The organism is uncultured Sulfitobacter sp. (assembly GCF_947499945.1).
Taxonomy (GTDB): domain Bacteria; phylum Pseudomonadota; class Alphaproteobacteria; order Rhodobacterales; family Rhodobacteraceae; genus Sulfitobacter.
This window is the reverse complement of sequence record NZ_CANMQD010000002.1, coordinates 582,494-606,463: the sequence shown is the minus strand read 5'-3', so window position 1 is coordinate 606,463 and position 23,970 is coordinate 582,494. Positions and strand designations below refer to the sequence as shown.

The following is a 23,970-nucleotide window of genomic DNA, read 5'->3' as shown; positions in this document are numbered from 1 at the left end:
TTCCAAATCAACTTTGCAAATCTCAGTCATTGCCATTTTTTCGGCGTGTTCTACAGCCTCCAGCACAGCTTTCATGTTGTTGTTCCCAGAGTATGTCCTGACATCTCGCAGCGCGTCGAAGATTATAGAATATTTGCTCATAGTGCTTCCTAAACTTGTGAACCAAAATCTACGTTAGAACGTCGTACAAGATTGGTTAACTTTACGTAAAGAATGAGCTATGCGGAATTTATCTGTGCTCTTAGAGCCGCTAAATCGCAGGGTGACGTTGGGTCAGTCTCTGCTTGCCTCAATGCTTTCAGCAGGTCCAAGAGGGCTAAGTATGTACCATCAAAACCTCCGGCTTTAGCTGCCGACGCCGCAACGATGACCCGATTCATTATTTCTCTATCCACTGTATTCTCCGCCCCCAAATGATGTGTGGTAAAATTCGCGCAATAAGGGTTAACACTGCGTTAAGGATGATGAGTGGCAATGAAAAGGTGGCGTAAACATGCTCAACAGACCTCCGAGTTCACGTAAAACGCTTAGAGTATAAAAGCCCTTGGCCGCGCCACCATCAAGGCTCAAAATACGGCATTTAGTGCAGAGTTCACTGCTGGTATTGTTTGCTTCTGCCATACCCCCGCAAGCGTGGACAAGCTTATGTTTGAAGAGGATCGACTGAAATTTGTTCAGGCGTTTCGTAATATCATGCGCATTCGGAATGTTCTGCCGAGTTTCGTGAAATATGATGTGGACGATATCACTTTGGACCCTCAAAGGTTTGAAAAATTTAGAGGAAAGCTCCTCGATGTCAACGACAAGATTAAGGCACCAGAAGCCGCTGAGAAAGTATCAATCATTGATTGAAATTGATTTTGAACTGGAACTGATCCAGCGTGACGAAATCAATGTCGCATATATTCTCAGGCTGTAAGCACAAATCGCTGATGATGCTGACAGCCTTGATCCCAATGTACGTGAAGAAGGTGCGCACAAGAAAAAAGTCGTTCTCGATTTGATTGGTTCCGAGCGGCAACTTTGCAGCAAGCGCGTTCTGATTGAACAGTTCATCGAACAGAACATGACCACCAGATCATCAGGGGAAAGTGTTGAGGATGCCTTCACTCAGTTTTGGAATGAAGAGCGCTCAAAGTCTGTTGCGTTGATTTGCTCTGAAGAAGGCTTTGATGTCGAGGCATTTAGGCAGATGATAGAAAGCTATCAGTTCTCTGGCAAACCTCCCTTGAATGATACAGTCGTCTAAGCGCTGGGGAAGCCACCCTGCATTTTAGAGCGAAAGTCCGTTGCTGAACAAATTATTGCAAAACTTCTTAGCCAGATTTCAAAGTTTGATGATTGTTTGGGAGACCTATAAAGCGGCATCTAGGGGTGTTCGTCGTCAGGGTTTTTGGAACCAATGGCAGCTTAAAATAGGAGAGTGTCCGGCTCATCTGGTTTGTTTCATCATGCGGCGCATTGTCTGTGATGCAAGCGTTGCGTTTCGAGCGTCTTTCTTTTGATCCTTTCCCGTTGTTTCAGGATGGCTTTGTCACGTCCGAAGTAGAGGTCCGGCGGCGTGACGTTGTTCAAGCTCTCATGATATCTTTGGTGGTTGTAGTGATCGACAAAGGCTTCAATTTGGGCTTCGAGATCACCGGGTAGAAAGTAATTTTCCAGCAGGATGCGGTTCTTCAAGGTTTGGTGCCAACACTCGATCTTGCCTTGTGTTTGGGGATGATACGGCGCTCCGCGAGAATGCTTCATTCCCTTGTCTTGTAACCATTTAGCGAGATCACCAGAGACGTAGCTGGAGCCGTTGTCGCTGAGCAGTCGAGGCTTATGTACGACGTGGACCTGATCACAGCCTGAAGCCTGCAGCGCCAGTTCCAGTGTGTCGGTGACATCCTCCGCCCGCATGTTCGTACAGAGCTTCCATCCCTCTCGGGACATTGCTGCGCAATACCCTGTCGGGCAGTGGAGATGATGTACTGGCTGTAATCGTCCAAGATCGTACTGAGATAAAACCAGCTCCAGCCCAAAACCTTGAGATAAGTGAAGTCCGTCTCCATCAAAGCCAGCTTGATTACTTTGCGCCGCACCTCATCCGGAATGCGGTTCCAGACATGCTTTGGCTTGGGAGATTGATCCTGCAGCCCAGCTTCGCCTCGCTGCAGATACCGGTCGTACCACCGATAAAACGTGGTGCGGGGGATGCCGAGCTTGGCCAGTGTTTGACGTGCAGACAGGTGGCCTTCTTCAACCAACCGAATGATCTCCAACTTCTCCGATGCAGGATACCTCATTCGTGGTCGCCCCCACCGTCGAACATGCTTTTTTTAAGCAGGCGGAGTTCCAGCGTTTGTTCGGCCACCACTTCCTTCAAATCACGGGCTTCTCGGCGCAAATCTTTGACCTCGTCTGTGTTTGCAGCACGCGCCGTATCTCCCGCCAGACGCCGCTTGCCAGCTTCCATGAAGTCCTTGGACCATTTGTAATAGATCTCCTGAGAGATCCCGTCATGACGACACAGCTCAGCAATGCTGTCTTCGCCACGCAGGCCGTCCAAGACGATCCTGATCTTCTAATCAGACGAATAATGTTTGCGGGTCGCTCGTTTGATATCTTTGACGATCTTCTCGCCAGGACTTTTGCGTGTTCCAGTTGTCTGTCTCATCTTCCACTCCTCAGTGGTTACGATGAGCCAAGAACCCTCTCTTATCAAATACCGCTATTTGGACCCATAGGCGCTGACGTCAGACACCGGAAAGGTTCTCTTTGAGCCACGCGACAGTTTCATTTGAGAGATACCCCAGACCTGTTGGCGGGATCCGTACTTTGATCCTGACGGGGTAAGCATCATCGACGCGCTGTTTGCTCGGGGCTGTGTGTCTCGCCATGTTATGCGGTGTCCAGATCGTTTGCTTGAGCTTGTTCGAGTTGAAAAGGAGGCCGCACAGCATAGGACACAATAGACCGCCCTGCCCTGACATTACCCGCCGTCACGGCAAATGGCGCAGAAAAATACTTCGCGGTACAACGTCAGTGCAAGTTTTTACGCATCACATGTTGAGGGGGCTAAAGAGGGGGCCAGTGTACCACTAAATAAAATAATGCACTGATTTATAATGGTATTATAAGATAAATTGGTGCGGTCGGAGAGACTCGAACTCTCACGGGTGTTACCCCACAGCGACCTCAACGCTGCGCGTCTACCATTCCGCCACGACCGCACGCCATGGATGGTGGAGACGCAATAGCGCGGGTTGCGGCATACCTCAAGAGCCAATTTAGAACAAATGCCACCTCCACAAAGAGTTTTGACCATTGACGTAGGAGCAGACGGGCAAAGCATGTGTTTTTCCTTGTCACCATCTGTCATACTCCCGATGATCATAGCCCGCGCCAGAGCTAAGGAAGCCTCATGTCTCAAAATGAAAACCAACCCAAGCCTATTCAAATTGACATCATCTCTGACGTTATGTGTCCGTGGTGTATTGTCGGCTTCCGCCAGTTAGAACAGGCGCTTGGCACAAACGGCACGGGGGCGTTTATTCGCTGGCATCCTTTCGAGCTCAATCCAGCAATGCCGCCAGAGGGTCAAAATCTGACTGAGCATATCGCTGAGAAATATGGCGCCAGCCCAGAGCAGAGCGCACAAAACCGTGCTCAGCTTAGACAGATCGGGGCGGATTTGGGTATCGATTTCGTGTTCGATGCCGATAGCAGAATCGTTAATACGTTTGCTGCACACCAGCTTTTGGACTGGGCACAATCCTTTAACTTGCAACATCCTTTAAAGATGGCCCTCTTCGATGCACATTTTACAAAAGGGCTGGATGTATCACGGCATGAAATTCTTGTAGATATTGCGGCACAAATAGGGTTGGACCGGACCGAAGCACTTGAGGTTTTGACCTCTGAAAGCCGCGCTAAAGACACACGTGCACGGCAACAATTCTGGACAGAACGTGGGATATCAGGTGTTCCAGCAATGGTTTTTGAGGGCAAGTACCTTCTAACTGGCGCACAGGGTGCTGAGACCTATGCGCAGATGTTGACCAAAGTTCTGGCTGAACGCAGCGAAGAAACGACAAGCTGATGTGCATAATCGTTGTGCAGCAGGGGCGAGCAATCACGTGATTGAGTGGATCACATCGACCGGCCTGACCGACTTTCGCGATGCCGAGGCATGGATGGAGGCTCGCGTTGCAGCCATCTTGGATGGGAGTGCGCCAGAGTGTGTCTGGTTGGTCGAGCATCCGCCGCTCTATTCTGCAGGAACTTCTGCAAAAGATGCCGATCTAACCGATCCAAACCGCTTCGACGTTTTTCAGACAAAACGCGGCGGACAGTACACCTATCACGGGCCAGGGCAGCGCGTGGCCTATGTTATGCTGGATGTCGGTGCGCGAGGCCGTGATGTGCGTAAATTCGTGCTGGATCTCGAAGCTTGGGTTATCGCTACACTTGATCAGTTCAACATCACAGGCGAGATCAGGGAAGGCCGTGTCGGTGTTTGGGTCACGCGGCCTGATAAACCGCAAAACATTCAAGGTCAGCCAGCGGAAGACAAAATAGCGGCCATCGGAATTCGCCTGCGAAAATGGGTAAGTTTCCATGGCATCTCCATCAATGTTGAGCCGAACTTGACCCATTTTGATGGCATTGTACCTTGCGGAATTTCTGAACACGGCGTGACCAGTCTTGTTGACCTGGGTTTGCCCGTTACTATGGCTGATGTCGACGTCGCGCTACGTACCAGTTTCGCAGATATTTTCGGCGAAGCGCCCACTTCGCCTTAGAACCCACTTAGGCGGCTGGCCGTTTCATTTGCATTCGGATTTGAAACTCCTCAACCAGTTCGAGCAATTTTTCTACGCGCAGCGGCTTGTCGCAAAAACTATGCACATTGGGGTCCGCCTCCGCGCGGGCATGATCCGCCTCCAGCAATGACGTCGAGAGCATAACAATAATTAGCTGCGCATCCGGATTGATTTGCAAGTTTGCATAATGCTCAAGAAACTCAAATCCGCCCATGCCAGGCATGTTAATGTCGAGAAAGATAAGCTCGGGCAGTGGGCTCCCCGCCAAGAGATCTGCTCGTATTATATCGAGTGCCTCTTGCCCGTCTGTGGCGACATCGATGCGCTTTGCACGCCCCGACCGTTCAATGACGCGGCTGTGCATCATATTTGTGACCGCATCATCATCGACCAACAAAATCCTGTTTACAGGCTTGATCATATCACCCATCACCGGAAGTCTCCCCTCGTTTTGGAAATTGTAAATTGAACACTGCATGTTTTCCGCGATGGCCCTCCACCGAGATGTCGCCCCCGCGTCTCAGCAACATGCGCCGCGCACAGTATAAGGAGATACCGCTGCCAGCAGGTTCCTTATGCGCCCTTTGAAACAAGCCGAATACCTTGTCCCTATCACGCTCCCCATCGAGTCCGGTGCCGTTATCCTCAACCAAGAGCGTCACCTTACCCTCAAGAAGATCAGCACGAAACGTCACCTCTAAGGCACGCGAGGGGTCAGCATATTTTATTGCATTATCCATTATCGCCGAGAGGATGCTGTCTAACTCAAACCGCGCAAAATCCACAAAGATATCGTCAGCGACTTTAATTGTGACGGGCCGTGCCCCCTGCCCCATCGTCGCTTCAAACCTGCCAACCGCATCCATCACTGCCCCACGCAGATTAAGCAGTTCGCTCGGCAGTACACTGCTGAGACGTATCTGAGCCACAAGCACCAACCCCTGAATTTTTGCACTCAACTGTGTCGCGCAATCATTGATCCAGCCCACCTGCTCCGCTTGATCTGGCGCAAGCAAATGCGCATTGTCGCCAAGCATCAGGCCGAGACGACAAAGGTTGTTCACAGGAACTTTTAGATCGTGGGTTGCGATATATGTTAGCTGCTCCAGCTCATCTACAGCGTCTTGCAACTCATAGGTGCGTTCCGCGATGCGGCTCTCAAGCTCTCCGTTAAGCTTGGCAAGGTCCCTTGTCCGTTCACTTACCTTAGCTTCCAACTCGGCGTTCATTTGCTCGAGGCGAAGTTCTGCCTCCTTTTCGATGGTAACATCGCTGGCGCATCCAATATGTCGCAAGACACTACCATCTGGCGCGCGGTCGAAAACAGCATCAACAGAGCGTAGCCAGCGCTGTCGACCATCCTTGCGAAAAACTCGATATTCAAAACTGATCGAATCATCTCCGTCAAGCTGGGCGATTCGAGCCAAATGTTCGGACATTTTTGGATGATCATCGGGATGCACAATGTGCATCATCATCTGGGCGCCAAAGTCACGGATTTCCTCGGAAGAATAGCCTAGCTGCTCTCCGACAGAACGGTTGGTGTAATCGTTAGAGTATGTTGTATGGTTAAACACATATACAAAACCTGGCATCAGGCTCACTACACGATCCACCGTGGGTGTCCGCAAAACATCACCAGCATCACCAGAACCACTTGGCCCTGCTGAAATGCCTTCAGGCATGGTCGTATCGGGCGTCGGCACAGGGTGCGTCACGGGTCGTCCCCTCTTGGTTTGGCTACACCGCATCATTGCCAAAGAGGTTTACCAGTGTATTAATTTCGTCAATTTCCGCGCCGCTTTGTAGGTCGAATTTAATCCATTTTGATCCAAGACCCTCAATAGCACTGTTCTGTGGTCTGAATTGATCCTTTCCATGAAAAATACTTGGTACTGCGACCATCGTGCCCATTGCCCTGTGCCTTCGTTGCTTTTAGAACAAGCAGAAGTCCGCAGTGCGTTTTGCCAACAGGCGTATCTGCATTCAATTATCAATATTAGGAGGCACCGCATGGCAGACGCAGCCATTAACGGGCACGACCATGAAGACGAACGCGGGTTTTTCACGCGCTGGTTTATGTCCACGAACCACAAAGACATCGGTATTCTGTACCTGATCGTCTCCGCTTTTGTCGGATTCATCTCTGTCGCATTTACGATATATATGCGTCTCGAGCTGATGAACCCCGGCGTTCAATACATGTGTATGGAAGGTGCGCGATTCATCGCTGATTCCTCCACGACCTGTACGCCCAACGGGCACCTTTGGAATGTGCTGATTACAGGTCACGGCATTCTTATGATGTTCTTTGTTGTTATTCCTGCCCTCTTTGGCGGTTTCGGCAACTATTTCATGCCGCTGCAAATCGGTGCGCCTGACATGGCGTTCCCGCGGATGAACAACCTGTCTTTCTGGCTCTATGTCGCTGGTACGTCGCTTGCAATCTGTTCTGTCCTGCTTCCGGGCGGTAACGGTCAGGCGGGTTCTGGTGTGGGCTGGGTCCTGTATCCACCGCTTTCGGTGAAAGAGGGCGGCATGTCGATGGACTTCGCGATTTTCGCGGTCCACGTCTCGGGTGCTTCATCTATCCTTGGCGCGATCAACATGATCACAACCTTCTTGAATATGCGCGCCCCTGGTATGACATTGTTCAAGGTGCCTCTGTTTGCTTGGTCAATCTTTGTGACATCATGGCTCATTCTGCTCTCCCTGCCTGTTCTGGCGGGTGCGATCACGATGCTCTTGATGGACCGTAACTTTGGCTTCGCTTTCTTTGACCCCGCAGGCGGTGGTGATCCGGTTCTGTACCAGCACATTCTGTGGTTCTTCGGACACCCTGAAGTGTACATCATCATTCTTCCAGGCTTTGGCATCATCTCCCACGTGATTGCGACCTTCGCGCGCAAGCCCGTGTTTGGATATCTGCCAATGGTTTGGGCGATTATCGCGATTGGTGCACTCGGCTTTGTTGTATGGGCACACCATATGTACACAGTTGGTATGTCGCTGAACCAGCAAGCCTACTTCATGCTTGCGACGATGGTCATTGCGGTTCCGACGGGCGTCAAAGTTTTCTCGTGGATTGCGACTATGTGGGGCGGCTCTGTTTCTTTCGAGACACCCATGCTCTGGGCCTTTGGCTTCCTGTTCCTCTTCACCGTTGGTGGCGTTACAGGTATCGTACTCTCGCAGGCTGCTGTGGACCGCTACTACCACGACACGTACTATGTCGTTGCACACTTCCACTACGTGATGTCGCTCGGCGCAGTCTTCACAATCTTTGCAGGTATCTACTTTTACCTGCCCAAGATGACGGGCCGCATGTATCCTGAGTGGGCTGGTAAGGTGCACTTCTGGGCAATGTTTATCGGCGCAAATCTGACCTTTTTCCCACAGCACTTCTTGGGTCGTCAGGGTATGCCACGTCGCTACATCGACTATCCCGATGCATTTGCATACTGGAACTGGTGGTCAAGCATGGGCGCATTCCTCTCCTTCGGGTCGTTCATCTTCTTCTTCGGTGTGATGGCATGGACATTGACACGCGGTGCGCGCGTCACAGCCAACAACCCGTGGAACGAGTTTGCGGATACTTTGGAATGGACACTGCCCTCCCCGCCGCCCGAGCACACGTTCGAGCAGCTGCCAAAGCAGTCGGATTGGGATAAGTCCCACAGCCACTAATCGGCTGAACCGGCACCACGAACATGAGGGCTCCAGCGGCGGTTGGGGCCCTTCTTTATGGTCAACCAAGAAACCTAAACGCGGCTTATCGGAAAGGTAAAAATGGTAGGCAACAGTCTCGCTACAGCGTGAAAATCACGTAATTTTCAACTTTGTCGCATTGATCCAAATGACCGCTACGCTAAAACTATATCATGCCCTACGAATGGACCTCACCACCACACAGCACGCCCCAGACAATGCGTCTGTGGCCGCACAATTCGCTGCCCGCCCGTGGGATGGCCGCATTTGTTCTGTCGACCTTCACTTTGATAACAATTCCTGCCCTGCCCCTTCTCGGCTCCCCTATCCTCTGGGGAATTTTACCGTTCACTCTGGCTGCAGTTTGGGGGATCTATTGGGCACTGCAGCGCAATTACAAAGCGCGTCAAATAAATGAAGTGCTAGTGCTGGACGAAACTATGGCGATGCTGACGCGAACCAATCCCAAAGGTGATGTGCAGCAATGGGATTGCGATCGGTATTGGACCCAAGTCACAAAATACGAGGACGAAGGCCCTATCCCGCATTACGTGACCCTCCGCGGCAAAGGACGCGAAGTTGAAATCGGTTCGTTTCTGAGTGAGGAAGAGCGGATCGAACTCTTCGACGATCTCAAGCGGGCTTTACACCGCTAGAGCAGCCGGTTTGATCATTTAGTTAGACAGGCGGTCTTTGATCTGCGGCCCGACGCGGCCAAAATCCATCTGGCCTGTGTATTTGGCTTTTAGGACACCCATAACTTTACCCATGTCACGAATCGAGTTTGCACCCGTTTCTGCGACGGCGGCATTAACTGCTGCTATGGTTTCCGCTTCATCAAGCTGACGGGGCAGAAACTCCTCAATCACCAAAATCTCTGCGCGCTCGCGCTCAGCAAGGTCGAGGCGCCCACCCTCTTCGTAGGCGCGTGCAGACTCAAGCCGCTGCTTTGCCATCTTACCCAGAATCGCAAGCACTTCTGCATCACCGACACCGTCCTCGTTACCCTCGGCACGCGCATCAATGTCTTTGTCTTTGATCGCGGCATTCACCAAACGCAAAGTTGACAACCGCTCAGCGGCCTTGTCTTTCATCGCCTGTTTCAGATCGGTTGCGATACGGGTACGAAGGTCCATGGGGATGCCTCTAAGTTTGCGCGTTCCAAGAGCGCCGACCCTACCTAATCAGCGCTATACTTGCAATGCGTTTTAAAGAGACTTAACCGATTGATATAAAACAATTATTCATTTGGATACTCATCTTGACCCTCCTCTGCTGTCGCTATAAGTATCAATCGTTTGCCAAAAGAGGTGTTTCGCACTTCATCCACGTTGCGGGCCACTGCTGGCCCCTCCCTTTTAAAGGATATGACCATGGCCCCCGCTGCTCCTACACATCCCACTGCGTGTCTTGCCCTTGCTGACGGGTCGGTATTCTACGGCGCAGGTTTCGGGGCAACTGGTCAAACTGTTGCCGAGATGTGCTTTAACACTGCCATGACGGGCTATCAGGAGATCATGACCGACCCCTCCTATGCAGGCCAAATTGTCACCTTCACCTTTCCCCATATCGGCAACACGGGCACCAATCCCGAAGATGATGAAACCGCCGATCCTGTAGCCGCAGGTATGGTTGTCAAATGGATGCCAACCGAGCCCAGCAACTGGCGCGCAACACAGCATTTGTCAGAGTGGCTTGCCGCACGGGGCCGCATCGCAATCGGTGGCATCGATACCCGGCGCCTGACGCGTGCCATTCGCCAGCAGGGTGCGCCCCATGCGGCACTGGCCCATGATCCCGACGGAAATTTCGACGTCGAAGCGCTTGTCGCTGCGGCGCGTGCCTTTGCAGGCCTTGAAGGTATGGATCTGGCCAAGGATGTTACCTGCGCTCAATCCTACCACTGGAACGAGATGCGGTGGGCGTGGCCCGACGGCTACCAGCCCCAGACCGAACCCAAGCATAAAGTGGTCGCCATCGACTATGGTGCAAAGCGCAATATCCTGCGCTGCCTTGCATCTGCCGGCTGTGATGTGACGGTTTTACCTGCCTCCGCAACGTATGAAGATGTGATGGCACATCAGCCTGACGGTGTTTTCCTCTCCAATGGTCCCGGTGATCCGGCAGCCACAGGCGTTTATGCGGTCCCGATGATCAAGGATGTACTGAACAAATCCGATCTGCCCGTTTTTGGCATTTGTCTGGGCCACCAGATGCTCGCCCTTGCCCTTGGAGGCACCACAATCAAAATGAGCCACGGTCACCATGGCGCCAACCATCCTGTCAAAGAAATCGATACTGGCAAAGTCGAGATTACTTCGATGAACCACGGCTTTGCAGTCGACAGCCAGTCACTCCCCAAAGGTGTGATTGAGACGCACCGCTCACTCTTTGACGGATCCAACTGTGGCATCCGCATGGAAGGACGCCCGGTCTATTCTGTGCAGCACCACCCCGAGGCCTCCCCCGGCCCCCAGGACAGCTACTATCTCTTTGAGCGTTTTGCCGAAGCGATGGCGGCGCGTGCAAAAGCAACAACAGCATGACAGTTCGCCCCATTAAGGAAGTCTTAACCCTTCCTTAATCTCTGTCTGCAATCGTTTTAATCGAATTGAAACGATCTCAGATTGGCCTGCGATGAGCGACCTCTTTCTCCGGTTGCCCGATCCTCAAGCGGCAGCCCCTCCAAGTGAGCGTCTGCCGCTGGGTCGTGTAATGGTAAATGCTGGTCTGATCACTCAAGGGGATCTGGTCCATGCCCTTGATCTCCAACGCCATATTGATGCCCCTCTGGGCGAAATTTTGGTGGCTGAAGGGCTGGCAAATGCGACGGACATACTGCAAATGGTCTCGCGGCAGCACAATATTCCCGTGGCCGACCTGACAGTAGATCCTCCCGATCCCTTGCTGAGCGCGGCACTCCCCTCTGCCCTTTGCCTAAAATACCGCTGCGTGCCATGGCTGCGGATCGGTGACGTGCTTCTTGTCGGTACCCAGCACCCCGATGATTTCAATCGCCTGCGTGCTTGCCTCGGCGAGCGCGGTCGCCGGTTGTTGCCTGTTCTCGTTGAAGAGACACAAATTCGAAATCATATCAGCGTTTTATATGGCGAAGAACTTGCACAAAAAGCGGCAACCCGCGTGCCTGCCATTGAAAGTTGTCGGAGTTGGGACCCGACCTCTCCTTTACGCAAACCCATCGCCCTTTCGGTTCTCGGCGCATTGATCGGTGCACTCGTGTTGATACCCGCGTGGACAATCACAGTCTGCATTCTGATTGCTTTTGTGACACTGGTCATGAGCACGGTGCTCAAAGTTGCAGCCTTTGCCGCGCAGATGAGCAAAATCACTCAAGATACTGATACAATTGGACACCTCACACGTGGCGCATTCCCCTTGCCCAAAGTGTCTGTCTTGGTGCCTCTGCTCAATGAGAAGGAAATCGCCGGAAAGCTGATCCAGCGCCTTACCCGCCTGACCTATCCCAAATCACTGCTCGAAGTGGTGCTTGTGCTCGAACAGCATGATACGGTGACGAGAGATACTATCGCCCGCACCGACCTGCCCAGCTGGATCAGCGTGATCGAAGTCCCCAGCGCCAACAGACTGACCACAAAGCCCCGTGCGCTCAACTATGCGCTCGATTTTTGCCGTGGGTCCATCATAGGCGTGTGGGATGCAGAAGACGCCCCCGAGCCGGATCAGATCGAAAAAGTAGTAACACGCTTTCAGGACGCTCCTGAAAATGTCGCGTGTTTGCAGGGTGTTCTGGATTACTACAATCCAAAAACCAACTGGCTTTCACGGTGTTTCACGATTGAGTACGCAACATGGTGGCGGATGATTTTACCCGGTGTGGCGCAGCTTGGTCTTGTGATACCGCTAGGAGGTACAACGCTGTTTTTCCGTCGCAGCATCCTTGAAAAGCTTTGCGGTTGGGATGCGCACAACGTGACCGAGGATGCCGATTTGGGCATCCGTTTGGCACGCCACGGCTATGTAACCGAACTCATCCCCACAGTTACATTCGAGGAGGCGAATTGTCGTGCATGGCCATGGGTCAAACAACGCTCGCGCTGGCTCAAAGGATTTGCAATCACTTGGCTGGTTCATATGCGGGCGCCCCGCGCGCTATTGCGTGATTTGGGATTTGTTAGGTTTATGGGCGTACAGACCCTTCTGCTCGCAACATTTGCGCAGTTTGCTTTTGCCCCGTTGCTCTGGTCCTTCTGGATCACTCTTGCAGGGTTCGAGCATCCTGTGGCGCTTACTCTCGGAACACCTGTCGCTCTTGGGATGGCGTGGTTTTTCTTCTGCTCCGAGGTCATCAACCTTGGTATATCTATGGCTGCCGTCTCACGCCGCGAACATCGCCACCTTATGGGCTATGTTCTCACACTCCCGCTCTATTTCCCGATGGCTGCCATATCAGCTTACAAGGCGATGAAAGAGATTGTGGTCGAGCCGTTCTATTGGGACAAAACCGAGCACGGTGTGACCCACACCGATTGATCAGGCTTCCGCCTCACGCTTTTCCGCTTCCTGCTTTAGCCGCGTTGCAAAAGCCACCGAGATATGGGCACGCAAGGCCGCATCTGCCGCATCCCCGTCTCGCGCTTCGATCGCCGAAACGATGCAATCGTGCTCTTGCTGCGCGATCTCACCCCGCCCTACAACAGCCAGCGATGTCGTCGCCATAAGCGCCATTGAGCGGTGGACCAAATCAAGCTGCTGCACCAGAAAGCGGTTGTGCGATGCAAGGTGAATTTGTTTGTGAAACCTTCGGTTTGCACGTGCCAATGCGGCGGGATGCTCCAGCAGTAGATTATCTGCCTCGACCATTTCGCGCAGCAATCGCACTTCTTCTTCTGTCGCGTTGCGCGCCGCCAACCGCGCGGCCAATCCTTCCAGCTCTCCACGCACCACATAAAGCTCGGCCATCTGGTTGTGATCCAACGATGCTACGATCAGACTACGCCCGTCCCGCACCAACAAGGATTGCGTTTCCAACCGTTGCAAGGCTTCGCGTATCGGGGTGCGCGACACGCCCAATCGCTCGGCCAGCTCGCTTTCCACCAGACGGTCACCGGGGCGGTAAATACCCGTATCAATCGCATCCAAAATCATGGAATAGGCATCAGTCTGACCAGAGCGGCCTGTGGGGTTCGCAGGGGGCATAAAGAGGCCCTTTCATTCAGTTTCTCCCGACCTTAGCGTCAGATGCGCGGCACGCCTAGCCTTGATGTCCCTCTTGCACACGCACGTAGCGCAGCCTACCACAAGAGTATGAGCGCTGCTGATTTCTCCCACGTGACCACTTGGGTCTTTGACCTTGATCATACCCTCTATCCGCCCGAAGCACGCCTCTTCGATCTGATCGAAGTGCGGATGACCAATTGGGTGATGGAGACGATTGGCGTGGACCGCGCCGAAGCCGATAGGCTGCGCCTGCACTACTGGGAAACACACGGCACCACGCTCGCTGGCCTGATGCGTGAGCATGATGTCGATCCTGCGCCCTATCTTGACGACGTACATGATATCTCAATGGACAGTCTGACACCTGATCCTGTCCTCGCCGCCCACATACGCGCCCTGCCGGGCAGGCGCATCGTCTACACCAATGGCTGTGAGCCTTATGCAGAACGTGTGCTGGCGGCGCGGGGGCTCTCAGGTCTATTCGATGCGGTCTATGGTGTAGAACACGCAGGCTTCCTCCCCAAGCCCGAGCGCGGCGCTTTTGATGCCATCTTTGCGCTGGATGGGCTTGAGCCGACAGTGGCGGCCATGTTCGAGGATGACCCGCGCAATCTGGCCGTGCCGCATGAACTGGGCATGCGCACAGTCCATGTGGCCCCTACACGCGCCGACGCGCCGCATGTTCAATACCATACGGACGACCTATCTTCTTTCCTACAGACGTTGCTGTAAGAGGACCGCGCCCATGACCGATACTTGTGACATTCTCATCTCTGGCGGAGGGATCGCCGGCCTGACGGCTGCCGCGGCTTTCGGCTCCGCAGGTTTCAAAGTTATTTGCGTGGACCCGACACCGCCAGTCACTGACGGCGCGGCTGATGGGGCCGACCTGCGCTCAACTGCCATGCTACAGCCTGCGCGGATGCTGTTGGAGCGTGCAGGTCTTTGGGACCGCCTCGCCCCCCATGCCGCCCCTTTGCAAATCATGAGGATCATCGATGCTGGCGGCGAAGACCCCGAACCACGTGTCACTCGCGAATTCGATGCAGCTGACATTTCGGATCTGCCCTTTGGCTGGAACTTTCCCAACTGGCTGCTGCGCCGCGAAATGATGGCGCGGCTTGAGGTGCTGGACAGAGTGGATTTCCGCGCAGGCGTTGGCACCAAACGCCTCTTCACCCGTGAAGGCAGCGCAAAGGTAACTCTGAGCGATGACACCACAATCGAGACGAAGCTGGTGATTGCCGCTGACGGACGCGGTTCACCCATGCGCACTGCGGCTGGCATTCCTGTGCGCACGCAACGCTATGGGCAAAAGGCGATTGTCTTTGCAGTCACCCATCCAATCCCGCACAAGAATGTATCGACGGAAATCCACCGCACGGGTGGTCCCTTCACGCTGGTCCCCTTGCCCGACCGCGACGGCATGCCCTGCTCTGCCGTGGTCTGGATGGACGATGGCCGACTGGCCCAAGAGCGTATGGAAATGGATGTCGCAGCTTTTGAGGAAGAAGCATCGATCCGCTCCACCCATCACTTTGGCCCTCTCACTGTGGTCAGTAAGCGTCAGGTCTGGCCCATCATCACCCAACATGCAAATCGGCTGACCGCTGAGCGTGTGGCCCTGATCGCGGAAGCTGCGCACGTCATGCCGCCTATCGGTGCGCAAGGTTTGAACATGTCGCTCAACGATATCGCAACCTTGTTGGACTTGGCCGAAGAAAGGCGCGATAGCTTGGGCGATGCGGTCATGCTGGATGCATACCATACGGCACGGTACGGTGATATTACGCTGCGGGTGCGCGGCATCGACCTGCTCAATCGCACCAGTCAGGCCAGCAGCACACTCGCACGCGATGCACGCGCCGCAGGCCTCAGCGCACTTTACGGCGCTGCACCTGTGCGTAAAATGCTCATGCAGATGGGCTTGGGGATGCGTTAAGCTTCCTCGGCAGCCTTCGCTTCAGCGTCGAGTTTCGCCGCATGGGCCTCAACCTGCTCAACGATATGCTCGACCATTTTTGCATTGTCGAGCTTGTGGCTTTGTTTACCCGCAAGATAAACCATACCCGCGCCAGCACCGCCGCCGGTAAAGCCCACATCTGTCATCAGCGCCTCACCGGGGCCGTTCACAACACAGCCAATGATGCTCAGGCTCATGGGCGTTTTGATATGCTCCAAACGCTTTTCCAACGTTTCGACTGTTTTGATGACGTCAAATCCCTGTCGCGCACAAGACGGGCAGGAGATGATATTCACACCCCGATGGCGCAAGCCCAGAGATTTGAGGATCTCGAAGCCCATTTTCACTTCTTCCACCGGATCGGCGGAGAGAGAGACGCGGATCGTGTCGCCAATACCCATCCACAGTAGGTTGCCCATACCGATGGCGGATTTGACCGTGCCTGAAATCAGGCCACCCGCCTCGGTAATACCAAGGTGGATCGGCGCGTCAGTGGCCTCGGCCAGCTGCTGATAGGCAGCCGCCGCCATGAACACATCAGACGCCTTACAGCTGATCTTGAACTCGTGGAAATCATTGTCTTGCAGAATTTTTATATGGTCGAGGCCACTTTCGACCATCGCATCGGGACAGGGCTCACCGTATTTATCGAGCAGATGTTTTTCCAGCGACCCTGCGTTCACACCAATGCGGATTGAGCAGTTGTTGTCGCGTGCCGCTTTGATGACTTCTTTGACCCGCTTCTCGTCCCCGATGTTACCGGGGTTGATCCGCAAACAGGCTGCCCCAGCCTCCGCCGCTTCAATACCGCGCTTATAGTGGAAATGGATATCCGCCACGATCGGCACGGGGCTTTCGCGTACAATCTGCTTGAGCGCTTTGGAGCTCTCCACATCAGGGACCGAGACCCGCACAATATCGGCGCCTGCATCTGCGGCAGCCTGAATCTGCGCAATCGTGGCTTTTGCATCTGTGGTCAGCGTGTTGGTCATCGTCTGCACAGAAATCGGTGCGTCACCGCCCACAGGGACATTCCCCACCATAATCTGACGCGATTTACGACGATAGATGTTGCGCCAAGGACGGATATGATTGAGCGACATGTCAACCTCACTAGACAGTTCAGACATGCCATAAGTAGCCATGCAAGCGATGCGCTGCAATGGAAAGCTGTTCGAATTTGGACGATTAGCGGGAGTTAACGCTGCGACCTATTGGTCCGCACCAACCTCCGGTGTAGCAACAGCACGCATTTCTGCAACCATTGTCTCAAGTGCGCTATCCTGACCGGGCTGTGCAGGCTGGTAAAGCTCGGCCAAGGCCTGCTGCTGCAATGGCACATTGGATGTCACGCTTCCGCGGCTTCCCGCAGGACCAAAAAACTCACCATTCATTACGAAATAAACAGCACCACTTTGCCCTGTACGGAGCAATGGCGCTTCTTCAAGCGCAGGGACGTCGAACGTGTCACCCTTCTGCATTACTTTCTCATAGATATTGGTGCCGTCAGCCGCCGTGATACGTACCCAAGTTTCTGCGGTGGCCACAACTTGCACAGCAGGCGCAGGCCCTTCAAGAACTTGTGGCACCGTCAGACCAGCCATCTGAGTGGGCTCCGCCAAAGCGTCGGCAATCGCACCGTCAACGGCAGCAGACAGCATGGGCGCAACAGGTGTTTCAAACAAGCCACCTGCACCCGGATCAAGTGTCGCAATCGGCGCATCACGCGCAACAAGCACTGGCACATCCAATGCCGCGGGGCGGTACAAACGGTCGAGTGCCTCAACACGCGGCGCATCAGCAAGCACGGAAGGTGTTGTCACGCTGTTCGTCGTGTTCTGCTCAGGCGCATTGGCCTGCAAAGGATCAAGGTCGGAGAGCACCACAGGGGTCTGATCCACTGGAGAAACCTGTACACGCTGCACTTCTTTCAAAACACTCCAGCCACCAAAGCCAATCGCACCAATCAGCGCGACCAAAATCAGCGAAGATCCAATTGCCGCAGGCTCGATCCGCGACAGGAAACCATCACCACCGGGGGCAAACGGCATCACAGGACGGGAGAAGATATCATGGTCGGCCTTACGGCTCAGACGCTCTTCACGCGACGGTTTGTTCACGACAGAAGCCTCGGCAGACATGCCGTGCGCCACGCTAAAACCGCTCTCGGAGCAAAATGCGTTAAACGCTTTATCAGGGTCCATATTGAGGTAGCGCGCGTAGGAGCGAACATACCCTGCAATAAAACCGGGCGTGTCAAATGCGTCAGGATCGGCATTCTCGATCGCGGCAATATAAGATGCTTTGATGCGTAATTCGCGCTGTACGTCGAGCAGGGATTTGCCCAAGGTCGCACGTTCACCACGCATGAGATCGCCAAGACGCAATTCAAAGGCATCAAATCCAGATGATTTGACTTCTTCTTCTGCTTTGCCCTTGGAGGCCCAACGCCCAATCATACCAACACCTTAGCCCACTTATCGTTCGCGCCTGTTATCGTGACGATCTAAATTGTTGATTCGCCACAGGCTTTTGTTATGCCAAACGTAACACGGTGCAAACATATTAGCGAATTATTGAAGATTTAGCCAGCCTGTTCGGCACGATTCAGCGCACAGTGCGCCCAAAGGCCGTCCATCGCACTCACAAGGGCATCCATTTCATGCGGTCCGTGAACTGGCGACGGCGTAAACCGCAAACGCTCCGTCCCTCGTGGAACAGTCGGAAAATTGATTGGCTGCACGTAGATACCGTGGTCTTGCAGCAGCATATCCGACAGCATTTTCGTATGCACTGGATTGCCTACCATGACAGGAACAATGTGACTCCCGTGGTCGATGATCGGCAGGCCGAGCCCCTTAAGCCGCAGCTTAAGCGCTTTTGCCTGCTGCTGATGTTTCTCGCGCAATTCAGGTGCGCGTTTTAGGTAGGCGACAGAGGCCGCAGCCCCCGCCGCAATCGCAGGCGGCAAGGATGTGGTAAAAATAAAACCGGGTGCATAAGAGCGGATTGCATCGCACATCTTGGCTGATGCAGCGATATAGCCGCCCATTACGCCGTATGCTTTGGCCAATGTTCCGTTAATAATATCGAGGCGGTGCATCAGGCGGTCGCGCTCGGCCACCCCTGCCCCGCGTGGCCCGTACATGCCCACTGCATGGACTTCGTCGATATAGGTCAGTGCGCCAAATTCGTCGGCCAGATCACAGATCGCCTCGATGGGACCAAAATCACCATCCATGGAATAGATACTCTCAAACGCGATCAACTTGGGTGCGTCGCTATCATCAGCTTCCAGCAACTCGCGCAGGTGCGCCACATCGTTATGACGGAATATACGCTTGGCCCCGCCATTGCGGCGCACCCCTTCGATCATCGAGGCATGGTTGAGCGCGTCGGAATATATAATCAAACCCGGAAACAGCTTTGGCAATGTGCTGAGTGTTGCATCGTTTGCGATATACGCAGAGGTAAACAGCAGTGACGCTTCCTTGCCATGCAAATCGGCCAGCTCGGCCTCAAGCCGCTTGTGATAAACGGTCGTGCCAGAGATGTTGCGGGTCCCGCCAGAACCTGCACCCGTCGCATCAAGCGCCTCGTGCATCGCCTCCAGCACAACGGGGTGCTGCCCCATCCCGAGATAGTCGTTGCCACACCAAACGGTAATATCTTTTTCAATACCGTCGGGCATCGTCCAGACCGCATGCGGGAAGTTTCCATTGCGCCGCTCAATGTCGATAAACGTGCGATAGCGGCCTTCGTCATGCAGACGAGCAATCGCCTGATCAAGCTGGTCCGAGTAGGTCATGCGCATCTCCGTAACTGTTGGGCGCCGCGCGCGGGCAATTACCAATTCCATTGTTGAATATAGAATGGTTCCAAACCCTTCAACACACAAACGGGCGCGTAGTGTCGCAGGCTTGTTTCCGATGCGAAACTCCCGCCACTGGACAAGCCTCTTACGCCTGATAGGTTCGCGCTAAACATCCCCTTTCAGGAGCACGTTATGTCCCTCGATGCCGTTCTTGCCAAAATTGATGCTGATCTTCCCGCCGCCACCGACCGGTTGTTGGATTTGCTAAGGATCAAGTCAATCTCGACCGATCCTGCCTTCAAAGCGGATTGCGACGCAGCGGCTGACTGGCTCGTTGCGGATCTGCAAAGCCTTGGAATAGATGCGCAAAAGCGCCCCACCCCCGGCCATCCCATGGTGGTGGGTCATGTCGGGCCGGAAAATGGCAAACCGCATCTGCTTTTCTATGGCCATTACGATGTGCAGCCTGTTGACCCGCTCAACTTGTGGGACCGTGACCCGTTTGACCCTGCGATTGAGGAAACCGATGCTGGCCCCGTGATCCGTGGCCGCGGTGCCGCCGACGACAAGGGTCAATTAATGACATTTCTAGAGGCATTTCGCGCGTGGAAAGAGGTCGAGGGTGACTGGCCTTGCCGCATTACCTTCTTCTTCGAGGGCGAAGAGGAATCAGGCTCACCCTCCCTCGTGCCGTTTATGGAAGAGCACAAGGACGAGCTGCGCACCGATTTTGCGATGATCTGCGACACTGGCATGTTTCAAAGCCGCACGCCCGCGATAACCACTATGCTTCGTGGTCTGCTGGGCGAAGAGTTGACCATCACCGCCCCTTCCAAAGACCTCCACTCGGGTATGTTTGGCGGCATTGCCATGAACCCCATACGCGTGCTCTCGCGCATCATCGCATCGCTTCACGATGATCAGGGGCGCATAACAATTCCCGGATTTTACGACGGCGTGCCAGAACTTAGCGAAGAGTTAGAGGCCCAGTGGCAGGGCCTCGCCTTCGACCATGCAGGGTTCCTCAATGATGTCGGTCTCAGCCACCCCGCAGGCGAGCAGGACCGCACCCCGCTCGAGATGATCTGGTCGCGCCCCACATGCGAAGTCAACGGGATCGGCGGCGGCTATCAGGGCGACGGTTTCAAGACCGTTCTGCCCTCCAAAGCCAGCGCCAAAATCTCTTTCCGCCTTGTGGGCGATCAAGACCCGCTCGTGATCCGCGAAAGTTTTCGCAAGATGGTGGAGGACATGCTGCCGCCAGATTGTACAGCTGAATGGGCCGATCACGGCGCCAGCCGCGCCTCAAGCACCCCCACCGATGATCCCGCATTTGCAAAATCGCTTAAGGCACTGTCTGATGAATGGCAGACCCCCGCCGCCTATATCGGCTGCGGCGGCTCGATCCCCATCGCGGGGCATTTCGCCTCGATCCTCGGCACCACGCCCGTCCTCATCGGGTTTGGCAAAGATGACGACCAGATCCACTCCCCGAACGAGAAATACGACATGGAAAGCTTTCACAAAGGGATCCGCTCATGGGCGCGAATTCTCGACGCGATCACCTAAATTGAGAACCTGCGGGCATCACTTTGGCGGCACACGCCAGTTGTTGCCCGCAGCCAGCCATGCGCGAAACCGTGCACGTTGTTTTTGCGCGGCGGGATTTGGTATAGTTTTGCGCGGATCATTGCTGAACTCGTAGGCCATTCCTTCAACATACCACTGCGGCAAGGTTTTGGCGCTTTCGGCGGCGCCAAATTTTTCTGCCTGCCAATGATGTATCATCTCATGGCGAACGATGAACTTTACCCAACCTGTGTCACTTACAACAATCTGGTTCGTTCCCCAAAAATACTGGGCACCGACCTTCGGATTACCAAATTTTTCGGAACAGCCTTTTGTTGCGCAAAACAATAGTCGCGGTGTGACGGACATACGCCCCATCTTGCCCTGTACAAACGAAAGAGCATCATCCCTCAAGGCAGTCGCCTCGCCAATCCGCGCAGGATCTTCCACGCAGACACCGCTTGGAAAACAGGTCAAGCCGCTGGCCTGTGGCACCGCCAGACGGCCTACCTGAGACACTGCACAGCCCGTCAGAAGGCCGCCAAGAGTAAGCGCCGCAAATACTGTGATAAGCTTATGTTTCAAAGTTCATTCACTTCTATTTTAGGAACGAGCAAATTCACAGAACCTTGTCTACAACGACCTTCAACCGTCCCAATGTCCCGTCTACATCATACAGCTTGTCCAACCCAAACAGCCCAAGACGAAATGTGCTGAATCCCTCAGGCTCGCCCACTTGCAACGGCACACCCGCCGCGATCTGCATGCCTTCGGCCATAAACGCCTTTCCCGACTTCACATCAGGATTATCTGTATAGCACACCACCACACCCGGTGCACCAAAACCGTCTGCGGCTACCGACTTCACACCCTTGTCGGCCATCATCGCACGTACGCCTTCGCCCAGCTGCCACTGCGCTTCCTTGAGCCGCGCGAACCCGTACTCCTTGGTCTCCAACATCGTATCGCGAAACACCCGAAGAGCATCGGTCGGCATGGTGGCATGATAAGCGTGACCACCGTCGAGGTAAGCCTGCATGATCGCATGCCACTTTCCCAGATCAAGGGCAAAGCTGTCCGACTGCGTCTCTTTCAACCGCGCCACACCACGCTCCGACAACATGACCAACCCCGCACAGGGCTGCGCACTCCATCCTTTTTGCGGTGCAGAAATCAACACATCAACGCCGAGAGATTTCATATCGACCCATGCACACCCGCTGGCGATACAGTCCAACACCATCAACGCTCCAACGCTGTGCGCGGCCTCCGCCATCGCGGAAATATAGTCATCAGGCAGGATTACACCCGCCGAAGTCTCCACATGGGGCACAAAGACAACCTGTGGCTTTTGCTCCTTGATCGCGGCCACAACTTCGTCAATCGGCGCAGGCGCATAGGGTGCGGGTGCTGCATTGCCCTGCGGGTGCGCTTTGATGACAGTCGTGTTCGCGGTCAGCCCGCCCGTCTCGATGATCTGGCTCCAGCGATAGGAAAACCACCCGTTGCGCACCACCAGCACATCACGATCGCGCGCAAACTGCCGGGCGACAGCCTCCATTCCGTAAGAGCCGCCACCCGGGATCACCACAGCCGATGCCGCACCGTATACTTCGCACAGCATACCGTGAATATCGCGCATCACATGCTGGAATGCGCCACTCATGGAGTTCAGCGAGCGGTCCGTGAACACAACCGAGAATTCTTCCAACCCTTGCGGGTCCACCGTATCAAGCAATGCCATTTTGATATCTCCATCTGAATTTAACCACAGGGATAGAAACTCATTCCCCACTTGGCAAAGTTTATCTGGGTATACCGGAGGCTCTTCTGACCCAAAGAGAGCACGGGAGGCAGTCAAAAGTTTCCTTTAAGCGTCTCACAAAGGCCCCGGCAAGCGCTCCTCACTGAGCAACACATTCGCCTCCACATCGCCCGCACCAGGCAACGTCATAATCCGCCGCCGCAACACCCGCTCAAAATCGGCCAGATCACGCGCCACCACCCGCAGGCGGTAATCATAGAGGCCCAGAACATGCTCCACAGTCTGCACTTCGGGGATCGCCGTTACTGCGCGCTCGAAATCCTCCAAGCTTACACGCCCCCGCAGCGCGAGCTTGACGCCCAAGAAAACCGTAACCCCAAATCCAAGCTTTTCCGCATCCAAGCGCAATTGTTTGCCGCTGATGACACCCGTTTCCTCTAGCCGTTTGATCCGCCGCCATGTGGCAGGTTGGCTCAGACCGAAACGCCGCCCCAGCGCACCCGCACTCTGAGCCGCGTCCCGCGCCAAAGCCCGCAACAACTTCGCGTCAATATCATCAATCTCGATCACAGGGGCAGCCCCTCACTCGTCTTGATCCGCGCTACATGCATTAACGCCTCAATCTCAGAGATATGCGGAAGAGCGAGGATACTGCTGCGGTAAATCTGCTGATAATGCGCCATATCTCGCGCAATAATCGACAGGCGCACATCGACACGTCCCAAAAACGTCTGCACTTCGATTACTTCAGGCACCTTGCGCGCCTGCGCCAGAAAGGCGTCAAACGCGTTCCCCTGAGTCTTGTCCAAAGTAATCCTGAGCGAGACTTCCACCGCATAGCCAAGAGCTGCCCAATCAATCACTGCCCCTACACCCTGCACCACGCCCAGCTCCTGCATCCGTGCAATCCGCCGCACCGCACGTCCCGTGGTCATCCCCGCGCGTTCGGCCAATTCGCCTTGCGACAGGCTCGGCTCCGCCTGCCAATACCGTAACAACCGCCGATCCGGATCATCAAGCATGATTTTCTCACCAAACTCCAAAATTACGCATCAAAATCTTCATTTGATCAATTAAACTCATATCACAGCAATGGCAACAGCCCCAAAACTCCCTATTGTGCACCGCAGATCAAATCAAAAGG

22 protein-coding genes, 1 tRNA gene and 2 pseudogenes are annotated in these 23,970 nt (G+C 54.3%); 11 read left to right on the top strand and 14 right to left on the bottom strand.

Annotated elements, in window-relative coordinates; genetic code table 11:
• Window positions 1-534 precede the first annotated feature (534 nt).
• Together Q0775_RS13155 and Q0775_RS13150 are read left to right on the top strand one after the other, a co-directional pair.
• Complete coding sequence (locus tag Q0775_RS13155) at window positions 535-852, top strand: hypothetical protein (protein WP_366863639.1); 318 nt, start codon at window positions 535-537, stop codon at window positions 850-852.
• Window positions 734-1,249, top strand: a pseudogene (locus Q0775_RS13150) (hypothetical protein). The gene Q0775_RS13155 and the pseudogene Q0775_RS13150 overlap by 119 nt, the downstream one beginning before the upstream one ends.
• A gap of 200 nt (window positions 1,250-1,449) precedes the next feature.
• On the opposite strand, the pseudogene Q0775_RS13145 reads toward Q0775_RS13150, so the two are convergent.
• Window positions 1,450-2,659, bottom strand: a pseudogene (locus Q0775_RS13145) (DDE-type integrase/transposase/recombinase).
• Window positions 2,660-3,129: 470 nt separating this feature from the next.
• Window positions 3,130-3,215: transfer RNA gene (locus tag Q0775_RS13140), tRNA-Leu, on the bottom strand.
• Between the two features lie 191 nt (window positions 3,216-3,406).
• Between Q0775_RS13140 and Q0775_RS13135 the strand changes: the two genes are divergently transcribed.
• Together Q0775_RS13135 and lipB are read left to right on the top strand one after the other, a co-directional pair.
• Entirely contained in the window at window positions 3,407-4,084 is a 678-nt protein-coding gene (locus Q0775_RS13135) for a DsbA family oxidoreductase (RefSeq protein ID WP_298861532.1), read from the top strand.
• Window position 4,085: 1 nt separating this feature from the next.
• Window positions 4,086-4,787: a lipoyl(octanoyl) transferase LipB gene (lipB, locus tag Q0775_RS13130; protein WP_298861529.1), complete on the top strand. Its 702-nt coding sequence runs from the start codon at window positions 4,086-4,088 to the stop codon at window positions 4,785-4,787.
• 7 nt (window positions 4,788-4,794) lie between these two features.
• On the opposite strand, the gene Q0775_RS13125 is transcribed toward lipB, so the two are convergent.
• From Q0775_RS13125 to Q0775_RS13115, 3 genes are read right to left on the bottom strand one after another with little or no spacing between them, the layout of a single operon-like run.
• Window positions 4,795-5,238 carry a response regulator gene (locus tag Q0775_RS13125; protein ID WP_298861526.1) on the bottom strand — a complete coding sequence of 148 codons (444 nt, stop codon included), beginning with the start codon at window positions 5,236-5,238 and terminating at the stop codon, window positions 4,795-4,797.
• Window positions 5,231-6,526, bottom strand: a complete 1,296-nt coding sequence (locus Q0775_RS13120) for a PAS domain-containing sensor histidine kinase (protein ID WP_298861523.1) — start codon at window positions 6,524-6,526, stop codon at window positions 5,231-5,233. The genes Q0775_RS13125 and Q0775_RS13120 overlap by 8 nt, the downstream gene beginning before the upstream one ends.
• A 22-nt stretch (window positions 6,527-6,548) precedes the next feature.
• The gene (locus Q0775_RS13115) at window positions 6,549-6,722 is read right to left on the bottom strand and encodes a hypothetical protein (RefSeq protein WP_298861521.1); all 174 of its coding nucleotides are present in this window, start codon (window positions 6,720-6,722) and stop codon (window positions 6,549-6,551) included.
• 99 nt (window positions 6,723-6,821) lie between these two features.
• Here Q0775_RS13115 and ctaD point away from each other — a divergent pair, with 99 nt between their 5' ends.
• Both ctaD and Q0775_RS13105 read left to right on the top strand, forming a co-directional pair.
• Complete coding sequence (ctaD, locus tag Q0775_RS13110) at window positions 6,822-8,495, top strand: cytochrome c oxidase subunit I (protein WP_298861516.1); 1,674 nt, start codon at window positions 6,822-6,824, stop codon at window positions 8,493-8,495.
• Window positions 8,496-8,689: 194 nt separating this feature from the next.
• Window positions 8,690-9,172 (top strand): DUF2244 domain-containing protein, encoded by a 483-nt coding sequence (locus Q0775_RS13105; RefSeq protein ID WP_298861513.1) that lies wholly within the window; start codon window positions 8,690-8,692, stop codon window positions 9,170-9,172.
• An 18-nt stretch (window positions 9,173-9,190) separates the two neighbouring features.
• Here the strand turns inward: Q0775_RS13105 and Q0775_RS13100 are convergent, their stop codons facing one another.
• The gene (locus Q0775_RS13100) at window positions 9,191-9,652 is read right to left on the bottom strand and encodes a GatB/YqeY domain-containing protein (protein ID WP_298861510.1); all 462 of its coding nucleotides are present in this window, start codon (window positions 9,650-9,652) and stop codon (window positions 9,191-9,193) included.
• 237 nt (window positions 9,653-9,889) lie between these two features.
• Here Q0775_RS13100 and carA point away from each other — a divergent pair, with 237 nt between their 5' ends.
• Both carA and Q0775_RS13090 read left to right on the top strand, forming a co-directional pair.
• Entirely contained in the window at window positions 9,890-11,062 is a 1,173-nt protein-coding gene (carA, locus tag Q0775_RS13095) for a glutamine-hydrolyzing carbamoyl-phosphate synthase small subunit (protein WP_298861507.1), read from the top strand.
• A 91-nt stretch (window positions 11,063-11,153) separates the two neighbouring features.
• On the top strand, window positions 11,154-13,028 hold the full coding sequence (locus Q0775_RS13090) for a glycosyltransferase family 2 protein (protein ID WP_298861504.1): 1,875 nt from the start codon (window positions 11,154-11,156) through the stop codon (window positions 13,026-13,028).
• On the opposite strand, the gene Q0775_RS13085 is transcribed toward Q0775_RS13090, so the two are convergent.
• Complete coding sequence (locus Q0775_RS13085; RefSeq protein ID WP_298861501.1) at window positions 13,029-13,694, bottom strand: GntR family transcriptional regulator; 666 nt, start codon at window positions 13,692-13,694, stop codon at window positions 13,029-13,031. It lies immediately after the preceding gene.
• 108 nt (window positions 13,695-13,802) lie between these two features.
• Here Q0775_RS13085 and Q0775_RS13080 point away from each other — a divergent pair, with 108 nt between their 5' ends.
• Complete coding sequence (locus Q0775_RS13080; protein WP_298861498.1) at window positions 13,803-14,447, top strand: pyrimidine 5'-nucleotidase; 645 nt, start codon at window positions 13,803-13,805, stop codon at window positions 14,445-14,447.
• Window positions 14,448-14,460: 13 nt separating this feature from the next.
• Window positions 14,461-15,657 carry a UbiH/UbiF family hydroxylase gene (locus Q0775_RS13075; RefSeq protein WP_298861497.1) on the top strand — a complete coding sequence of 399 codons (1,197 nt, stop codon included), beginning with the start codon at window positions 14,461-14,463 and terminating at the stop codon, window positions 15,655-15,657.
• Here Q0775_RS13075 and ispG read toward each other — a convergent pair.
• The 3 genes from ispG to hemA form a co-directional block, all read right to left on the bottom strand.
• Window positions 15,654-16,781 (bottom strand): flavodoxin-dependent (E)-4-hydroxy-3-methylbut-2-enyl-diphosphate synthase, encoded by a 1,128-nt coding sequence (gene ispG / locus Q0775_RS13070; RefSeq protein WP_298861494.1) that lies wholly within the window; start codon window positions 16,779-16,781, stop codon window positions 15,654-15,656. The two genes, Q0775_RS13075 and ispG, sit on opposite strands and share 4 nt — an antisense overlap.
• 108 nt (window positions 16,782-16,889) lie before the next feature.
• Window positions 16,890-18,137, bottom strand: coding sequence for a helix-turn-helix domain-containing protein (locus Q0775_RS13065; protein ID WP_298861491.1), 1,248 nt, complete (start codon window positions 18,135-18,137; stop codon window positions 16,890-16,892).
• A 125-nt stretch (window positions 18,138-18,262) separates the two neighbouring features.
• Window positions 18,263-19,486, bottom strand: coding sequence for a 5-aminolevulinate synthase (gene hemA / locus Q0775_RS13060; protein WP_298861488.1), 1,224 nt, complete (start codon window positions 19,484-19,486; stop codon window positions 18,263-18,265).
• Window positions 19,487-19,684: 198 nt separating this feature from the next.
• Between hemA and Q0775_RS13055 the strand changes: the two genes are divergently transcribed.
• Complete coding sequence (locus tag Q0775_RS13055; protein WP_298861487.1) at window positions 19,685-21,061, top strand: M20/M25/M40 family metallo-hydrolase; 1,377 nt, start codon at window positions 19,685-19,687, stop codon at window positions 21,059-21,061.
• A gap of 18 nt (window positions 21,062-21,079) precedes the next feature.
• On the opposite strand, the gene Q0775_RS13050 is transcribed toward Q0775_RS13055, so the two are convergent.
• From Q0775_RS13050 to Q0775_RS13035, 4 genes are all read right to left on the bottom strand, one after another.
• Window positions 21,080-21,646, bottom strand: a complete 567-nt coding sequence (locus Q0775_RS13050; RefSeq protein WP_298861485.1) for a hypothetical protein — start codon at window positions 21,644-21,646, stop codon at window positions 21,080-21,082.
• A 34-nt stretch (window positions 21,647-21,680) separates the two neighbouring features.
• Complete coding sequence (locus tag Q0775_RS13045; protein ID WP_298861482.1) at window positions 21,681-22,805, bottom strand: aminotransferase class V-fold PLP-dependent enzyme; 1,125 nt, start codon at window positions 22,803-22,805, stop codon at window positions 21,681-21,683.
• Between the two features lie 135 nt (window positions 22,806-22,940).
• Window positions 22,941-23,396, bottom strand: coding sequence for an Lrp/AsnC family transcriptional regulator (locus Q0775_RS13040; RefSeq protein WP_298861479.1), 456 nt, complete (start codon window positions 23,394-23,396; stop codon window positions 22,941-22,943).
• On the bottom strand, window positions 23,393-23,848 hold the full coding sequence (locus Q0775_RS13035) for an Lrp/AsnC family transcriptional regulator (protein ID WP_298861476.1): 456 nt from the start codon (window positions 23,846-23,848) through the stop codon (window positions 23,393-23,395). Before Q0775_RS13035 ends, Q0775_RS13040 begins: the two co-directional genes overlap by 4 nt.
• Window positions 23,849-23,970 lie beyond the last annotated feature (122 nt).

Excerpts from the sequence above, each read along its gene's own strand:
- Q0775_RS13055 (WP_298861487.1), top strand. The coding sequence starts at position 19,685 with ATGTCCCTCGATGCCGTTCTTGCCAAAATTGATGCTGATCTTCCCGCC.
- Q0775_RS13090 (WP_298861504.1), top strand. The coding sequence starts at position 11,154 with ATGAGCGACCTCTTTCTCCGGTTGCCCGATCCTCAAGCGGCAGCCCCT.
- ispG (WP_298861494.1), bottom strand. The coding sequence starts at position 16,781 with ATGTCGCTCAATCATATCCGTCCTTGGCGCAACATCTATCGTCGTAAA.
- Q0775_RS13065 (WP_298861491.1), bottom strand. The coding sequence starts at position 18,137 with ATGATTGGGCGTTGGGCCTCCAAGGGCAAAGCAGAAGAAGAAGTCAAA.
- Q0775_RS13045 (WP_298861482.1), bottom strand. The coding sequence starts at position 22,805 with ATGGCATTGCTTGATACGGTGGACCCGCAAGGGTTGGAAGAATTCTCG.
- Q0775_RS13075 (WP_298861497.1), top strand. The coding sequence starts at position 14,461 with ATGACCGATACTTGTGACATTCTCATCTCTGGCGGAGGGATCGCCGGC.
- ctaD (WP_298861516.1), top strand. The coding sequence starts at position 6,822 with ATGGCAGACGCAGCCATTAACGGGCACGACCATGAAGACGAACGCGGG.
- hemA (WP_298861488.1), bottom strand. The coding sequence starts at position 19,486 with ATGACCTACTCGGACCAGCTTGATCAGGCGATTGCTCGTCTGCATGAC.
- Q0775_RS13115 (WP_298861521.1), bottom strand. The coding sequence starts at position 6,722 with ATGGGCACGATGGTCGCAGTACCAAGTATTTTTCATGGAAAGGATCAA.
- Q0775_RS13100 (WP_298861510.1), bottom strand. The coding sequence starts at position 9,652 with ATGGACCTTCGTACCCGTATCGCAACCGATCTGAAACAGGCGATGAAA.
- Q0775_RS13035 (WP_298861476.1), bottom strand. The coding sequence starts at position 23,848 with ATGCTTGATGATCCGGATCGGCGGTTGTTACGGTATTGGCAGGCGGAG.
- Q0775_RS13125 (WP_298861526.1), bottom strand. The coding sequence starts at position 5,238 with ATGGGTGATATGATCAAGCCTGTAAACAGGATTTTGTTGGTCGATGAT.
- Q0775_RS13080 (WP_298861498.1), top strand. The coding sequence starts at position 13,803 with ATGAGCGCTGCTGATTTCTCCCACGTGACCACTTGGGTCTTTGACCTT.
- carA (WP_298861507.1), top strand. The coding sequence starts at position 9,890 with ATGGCCCCCGCTGCTCCTACACATCCCACTGCGTGTCTTGCCCTTGCT.
- Q0775_RS13085 (WP_298861501.1), bottom strand. The coding sequence starts at position 13,694 with ATGCCCCCTGCGAACCCCACAGGCCGCTCTGGTCAGACTGATGCCTAT.
- Q0775_RS13135 (WP_298861532.1), top strand. The coding sequence starts at position 3,407 with ATGTCTCAAAATGAAAACCAACCCAAGCCTATTCAAATTGACATCATC.
- Q0775_RS13105 (WP_298861513.1), top strand. The coding sequence starts at position 8,690 with ATGCCCTACGAATGGACCTCACCACCACACAGCACGCCCCAGACAATG.